Origin of the sequence: Amycolatopsis sp. CFH S0740, assembly GCF_004522315.1 — a bacterium.
In the GTDB taxonomy this organism is placed as follows: domain Bacteria; phylum Actinomycetota; class Actinomycetes; order Mycobacteriales; family Pseudonocardiaceae; genus Amycolatopsis; species Amycolatopsis nivea.
This window is the reverse complement of the sequence record NZ_SDLS01000001.1, coordinates 663,053-669,989: the sequence shown is the minus strand read 5'-3', so window position 1 is coordinate 669,989 and position 6,937 is coordinate 663,053. Positions and strand designations below refer to the sequence as shown.

Below are 6,937 nucleotides of genomic sequence, written 5' to 3'. Positions count from 1 at the left end.
GTGCCGGGCGGGACCGGCTGCAGAAACCCGTCCAGCACGAAAGCCTGCATGGCCAGGACCGGCGAGCCGATCGGGACCGCTTCCTCGGTCCGGCCCACCCTGTGGTGCGTCGCGTGGATGGCGGTTTCGGTCGGTCCGTACCGGTTGTGCAGCGCGACGTCGAACTTCTCGAAGAGGTGATCCCGCAGGGTCGCCGTCAGCACTTCGCCGCCGCAGAGCACCCTGCGCAGCGACGGGCACCGGCCGCCCTCGACGGACTCGAGGAATTCCCTCAGCATCGACGGGATGAAATGGCTCAGTGTCACCGATTCGCGCTCGATGGTTCGGGTCAGCCGCACCGGGTCGCGCTCGTCGCCCGGTTCGGCCAGCACCACCGTCGCTCCGTGGGTCAGGGGCCAGAGGATCTCCCATGCCGCGGCGTCGAATCCCAGCGCGGCCTTGTGCAGCACGCGGTCCGCGGTCGTGAGCGGGTCTTCCTCCTGCATTCCGCGGAAGCGGTTGGCCAGCGCTCCGTGCGTGAGCACCGCGGCCTTCGGCATCCCGGTGGTGCCGCTGGTATAGATCAGCAGCGCCGCGTGGTCGGGACGAGGCGGTTGGAAGCCGCTTTCGGGAGCGGCCGCCGGCAACGGTCGCCCGAGAACGACGAGTGGCACGTCAGTCTCCGGCACCTCGACTTCCGCAGTGCTGAGCAGGACCCGCGCGCCGGCGTCGCCGAGCATGTGGGCGAGCCGTCGCCGCGGGTAGGCGGGGTCGAGAGGGAGGTACGCCGCCCCGGCGCGCAGCACCGCCAGCACCGCGGTAACGAACGCTCGTGAGCGCGGCATCAGCAGCGCCACGACAGTCTCCGGCCCGATCCCGTGGCGGCGGACCAGGTGCGCGGCCAGCGCGTCGACATCGGAGGCCAGTTCGCCGTACGCGACGGCGGGGCCGGCGGTGACGAGCGCGGCGTGCTCCGGGTGTGCGCGTGCGGACGTGGCGAACATTTCCGGGACGCTGGGCCGCAACCGCGGTTCGCCGGTGTCGTTGCCCGTTGTCAACGCCCGCGCTCGCTCGCCCGGCAGCAGGACGTCGTGGCGGGCGAGCGGGGCGTCCGGGTCGGCGCCGAGGGACGCGAGGAGCCGGGCCCAGCGCGCCAGCAGCGTCTCGGCCTCGGTTCCGGTGAAGTGATCGGTTCGGTACTTCGCTTGCAGGCGAAGACGTTGTCCCGGGAACACGGTCAGGCTCAGCGGGTAGTGAGTGCTCGTCTGGCCCGCGAGCGAACGGAGACGCAGCCCGGACCCGTCGGCAAGGCCGGCCTCGTCGAGCGGGTAGTTCTGGAAGACCACCAAAGTGTCGAACAGGTCGCGGTGTCCGGCGAGACGATGGATTTCAGGGAGGCCGAGGTGTTGGTGGGGCAGCAGTTCGGCCTGGGTGCGCTGGAGGCAGGTGAACAGTTCCGGTGCGGTCGCCGCCGCGGTGGCGCGGATCCGGGTCGGCAGAGTGGTGATGAACAACCCGATCATGTCCGTCGCGCCGGGGAGGCCGGGCGGCCGGTCCGCCGACGTCGTGCCGAACACGACGTCGGCGCGGCCGGTCAGCCGGGCGAGCAGGATTCCCCACGCGCCTCGGCACACGGTGCCCAGGGTGACCCCCGTCGACCTGGCCAGCCGGGTCAGCGCCTCGGTGGCCGGTTCGTCCAGAACGAGCTCGTGTTCGCGGACTTCGGGAGCGGCGCCCGAGCGGACCGCGGGTGCCAGCAGGGTCGGTTCGAGATCGCGGACCGCCTCGGTCCAGGCCTCCCGGGCGGCGGCGCCGTCCTGCTTTCCGAGCCACGTGAAGTACTCGCGGTAGGGAACGAGCCGCGGCAGGGCCGCCGGCAGTTCCCCGGCGTACAACCGGAACAGCTCTCGGAGCAGGATTGCCAGCGACCACCCGTCGTAGAGCAAATGGTGGTTGGTGAGCACGACCGTGTCGCGCTCACCGGAACACCGGATGAGGGTCAGCCTCAGCAGCGGCGGCCTCGCGAGATCGAAGCGCCGCGCCCGGTCCTCGGCGAGGACCTGCCGGATCGCGGCATCCCGGGAGTCCGCGTCGAGCTCGCGAAGATCGTGTTCCGCCCACGGCAGCGTCGCTTCGGCAGCGATGACCTGCACGGGCTCCCGGACGGTTTCGTGCACGAAGCCCGCTCGCAGCGCGTCGTGCCGGTCGAGCAGGGCTTGGCCCGCTGCGCGGAGCCGGGCGGCATCCAGCGGGCCGTCGAGACCGAGGACGATCTGGAACGCGTACAGGTCCGGACCGGACGTGTCGTACAGGCTGTGGAACAGCATGCCCTGCTGAGTCGAGGTGAGCGGCAGGATGTCGGCGACCCTTGCCGTCGTCATTCGGCGGCCCCCCACAGCTCGCGGACGCGGTCGAGTTCGTTCTGAGTGAGTCCGGCGTGCGTGAAGTCCGCGGGAGTGCGGGCGTCGGCTCCGTCGGCGGCTTCGGCGGCGGAGCACAGGCCGTCGAGCGCGTCGAACCACCGGGTGGCCAGCGCGCGGACCGTTTCCTCGGGCACCGCCTCGGCCGCCCATTGCCAGTGCGCGTGCAACTCGCTGCCTCCGCGTCCGTCCGCGACGTAGCAGTCGAGCTCGATCGCGTGGGCCAGCGGCATGCCCGCGTCGGCGTGGGCACGCAGCGCCCCGAATCCCGGCAGCGGCTGCCAATCCCCGTCGCGGCTAGGGAATCGGCCGAGGTAGTTGAACGCGAATCGCGGACCAGGGTGCTCGGCCAGGCTCACGCCTGCTGGCCCGCCGAGGTACTTCAACCTGCCGAAACCCCGGCCGTGATCGGGGATCTCCCGCAGTTGCCGCTTGACCCGGCGCACGACGTCGAGGGCCGCGGGGCCGCCGGAGAGCGCGCCGTCGAGGTCGGCTCCGGGAAGCGCCAACCGGACGGGGTGGAGCGTCGTGAACCAGCCCAAGGTGCGGTTCAGGTCGGCACCGTCCTCGTCTCTCCCGTGATGTTCGAGGTCAAGGGTCACGGTGTCGTAGTCGGAGGTGTCGAGGACGGCGAGCGCGAACGCGGTGACGAAGAGGTCGGCGGCGTCCGCGGCCAGCCGGGCAGGGGCGGTGGTGAGGAGAGGGGCGGTGCGCTCGCGAGGGAGGAGGCGGCTCAGCCGCCCCGCGGTTGCGGTGGTGTCGCGGCCGGGGACGAGCGGTTCGCCCGCTGTGCCGAGCATCGCCCGCCACAGCGGAAGCTCCCGTGCCCGGGTGTTCGAAGAAGCGTCGGCCGCGACCCGGTCCGACCATTCCCGCAAAGACGTGCCGACAGGGGCGAGCACCGGCTCGCGGTCGGCGCTCGCCGCTTCCCACGCCGACTCCAGGTCGTCCCGCAGGATCCGCCACGAAACGCCGTCGACGGCGAGGTGGTGCACCATCAGGAGCACCGCGCCGCGGCCGGAACCGGTGTCGAACCACACCGCCCGGAGCAGCACGCCTTCGGCGGGAGAGAGTTCCGCGCGTGCTGCTGCGGTTTCCCGTTCGACAAGGGACGCGAATGCCCGCTCGTCGAAGCTGCCCGATGCGTCGACCCGGCGGACCGTGCCCGCCGGGAGGTCCCCGGCCGCGGCGACCACCACGTCCGGGCCGTTCAGGCGCAGGCGCAGCGCGTCGTGGTGGCGTACCAGGGCGCCAAGCACGACGGTGAGCCGCTGGGCGGTCAGCCCGGCGGGCGCGCGGAGCACCACGGACTGCGCGAACCCGTCGATCGGGCCGCCCCGTTCGCGCAACCAGCACAGGATGGGCCAGGGCTGCACACGGCCGACGCCGCTCGACGGAGCAGGCGCGGGCTCGGCGGATGCCGGGGCGACGTCGGCGAGCGCGGCGACCGTGCGGTGCCGGAACAGATCGGTGGGGGTGCAGGAGATGCCCGCGGCCCGGGCCCGGGAGCTGACCTGGATGGCGAGAACGCTGTCTCCGCCTGCCTCGAAGAAGTCCTTGTCCACGCCGATCTCCGGGATGCCGAGCACGTCGGCGACGATCTCGGCCAGGATTTTCTCGCGCGGCGTTCGGGGAATGGCGCCGCCGGTCCCGGCCGCGTCCGGCGCCGGCAGGGCCGCGCGATCGAGCTTGCCGTTGCGGTTGAGCGGCATTACGCCGAGCGGCACGTATACCGCAGGCACCTGGTAGTCGGGAAGCTGCGCGGAGAGGTGGGCGCGCAACTCGTCGGCGGTGCGGGCCGCGCCGTCCTCGAAAACGACGTACGCGACCAGCCGAGGGTCTCCTTCTCCGTCCTGCCGGGCCACGACCGCTGCCCTGGCCACGCCGGGGCAGCCCGCGAGTACCGCCTCGACCTCGCCGAGTTCGATGCGGAAACCGCGGATCTTGACCTGGTCGTCGGCGCGGCCGAGGAAGACCAGCCGTCCTGCGGAGTCCCACCGGACGACATCGCCGGTGCGGTACATCCGCTCGCCCGCCGGCCCGAACGGATCCGCCACGAAACGGCTCGCGGTGAGTCCCTGCCGCGCGAGGTATCCGCGAGCGAGCCCATCGCCGCCAAGGTACAGCTCGCCTGCCGCACCGCGCGGGGCGAGCCGCAGGCAGGAGTCGAGCACGTAGGCCCGGCGGTTCGCGATCGGCCTTCCGATCGGCGGATCGCCTTCCGCGCCGTCGTCCCGCCAGAGCGTGGAGTAGACGGTGACCTCGGTCGGGCCGTAGATGTTCCCGATCCGGACGCCCGGCAGGCGTTCGCGGGCGTCCGCCACCGCCCGCGCAGGCAGGGCCTCGCCACCGAACACGATGATGCCCGGGCGGGGCCCGGACGGGGCAGCGAGCACGCCCGCGAGCGAAGAGGGAACCCCGGCCAGGATCGAACCGGCCCAGCCGGCGTGTTCGCGCTCGGTCATCGCGAGCATGTTCGGCACGATCTCGACCGAACCGCCTGCGACGAGCGCCGGGAACACCTCGAAGAACGACAGGTCGAAGTTGAGCGACGTGGCCGCCAGGGACCGCTGCCATGCGGCGGCACCGAACTCCTCGATCGCCGACTCGACGAGATCGGCGGCCGCCCCGTGCGGGACGACGACGCACTTCGGGCGGCCGGTCGAGCCTGACGTGTAGATGACGTAGGCGGGATGGTCGGGCCGTAGCGCGGTGACCCGGTCGGCGTCGGTCAGGTCGTCGCCGGCCGCGTCCGCCAGCCGGGCCCGGGTGTCCGGGTCGTCGAGCGCCAGGACGGGTGTCCCGTCCGGGACCGTCGGGGCCAGCTCGGCGGTCGTGACGACGATCGCGGGCCGGGCGTCCTCGATGATGAACGCGGTCCGTGCCGCGGGGTAGGCCGGATCGAGCGACAGGTAGGCCGCACCGCACTTCAGCGCGGCCAGTGCCGCGGTCACCAGGGACTCGTCGCGGTCGAGGCGGATGCCCACGAAGGACTCCGGTCCTGCGCCGTGGGCAGCCAGGAGCCGCGCGAGCCGGTTCGCGTCCTGGTCGAGCACCGCATGGGACAGGACCCGGAAGGCGCAGCGCACCGCCGCGCCTTCCGGGTTACGCGCCGTGGCTGCCGCCGCCATGGCAGGCAGGAGCGACCTGCCCGCCGGGCGTCGCGGTCCGGTCCCCAGGCCGAGCAACGTGCGGGCTTCCGCATCGCCGACCACTGGCAGGCGCGCGACCGGCCCTCCGGCTCCCGGGCGGGCGAACTCGCCGAGGAAGCGGACGATGCGGTCGGCGTGCTCGTCCAGCGCGGCGGGGTCGAGCACCTCGGGGTGAGCGTCGAAGTAGAACTCCAGCCCGGTGTCGTCGCCGCGGTGGAAGACCGTGATCGACAGGTCGTCCACCGCGCCGGTGGCCAGGTTCCGCATCTCGGCGGGCCCGTTGCCGAAGTCGACGTTCCACGGGAACGGGATGATGTTGAGCAGCGGCCCGAAGAACCGGCGGCGGTCGGCGGGCCAGCCGAGTTCCGCGTGGAGGTTCTCGCCGCGGAAACGCTGGTGGCGCAGAGCGCCGTTGAGCTCCGCCGAGGTGCTCGCCAGCACGGCGGCGGCCGGCTGTCGCGGATCGACGGCAACCCGGAACGGCAGGATGTTCGACATCATCCCGGGGATTTCGCGCAGCGCCCGCGCCGGGCGCCCGGAGACGGGAAGCCCGAGCACGGCCTCCCCGGTCCCGCCGCGCGTGGCGAACCACGTAGCCACGGCCGCGGTGAGCACGACCGGCCACCGGGAGCCGTGTTCGGCGGCGAACGCGCGGAGTTCGGCGAAACCGGCCGCGGACACGCTGCGTTCGGTGCGGTGGAAGTCCGCTCGCACCGCGGACGGCCGCCGCCCCAGGTCGACCGGGGCAGGCAGGTCGGCGTAGCGGTCGAGCCAGTAGCGGCGATCCCGTTCGGCGGCAGGCGAACCGTCGTAGGCGCGCTGGGCCGCGAGAAGGCCTTCGAGCGGGGGCAGGGGAGTGCCCGCGTCCACACCCGCGCGCAGGCCGCGGTAAATCCGAGCGGTGCGCTGCGCGAGCAGCGCGAAACTCAGGCCGTCGGCGAGCGCGTGGTTGATGCGCTGGTACCAGAAGTGCCGGTGCGGCCCCAGTTTCAGCAGAGCCTCGGTGAACAGCCGGCCCGGCGTCCAGTCGACGGGGCGGTGCAGGTCGCGCCGCATCCACTCGCGCGCAGCGGCTTCCGGGTCGGGGGCCCCGGACAGGTCGGCGGTCTCCGGCAACCAGTCCGCCAGTTCGGTGATGGCCTGGCGGGCGCTGTCGGGCGCGAACGCCAGGCGCAGGCACTCGGCTTCGCCGACCATGGTGCGCAGCGCCCGCACGAACGTGTCGTGGTCGAGTTCGCCGCGGATGTCGGCGTACTCGGCGCAGTTGTAGAACGGGTCGCCGGGCTCCAGCTGTTGCGCGCGGAACACGCCCATCTGGCCGGCCAGCAACGGCATGGCGTCGGTGTGGTCCGGCCCGCGCGTGCGCATTTGTTGAACCTCCCCCAA

2 protein-coding genes are annotated in these 6,937 nt (G+C 72.6%); both read right to left on the bottom strand.

The annotated features are described in order from the left end of the window. Positions 1-2,360: condensation domain-containing protein (locus tag EIZ45_RS03245; protein WP_167756328.1), on the bottom strand; the 2,360-nt coding region annotated here is incomplete at its 3' end. Next, positions 2,357-6,919, bottom strand: a complete 4,563-nt coding sequence (locus EIZ45_RS03240) for a non-ribosomal peptide synthetase (RefSeq protein ID WP_167756327.1) — start codon at positions 6,917-6,919, stop codon at positions 2,357-2,359. The genes EIZ45_RS03240 and EIZ45_RS03245, both read right to left, overlap by 4 nt. Positions 6,920-6,937: the final 18 nt, after the last annotated feature.

Coding starts and splice junctions, on each gene's coding strand:
- EIZ45_RS03240 (WP_167756327.1), bottom strand. CDS start 6,919: ATGCGCACGCGCGGGCCGGACCACACCGACGCCATGCCGTTGCTGGCC.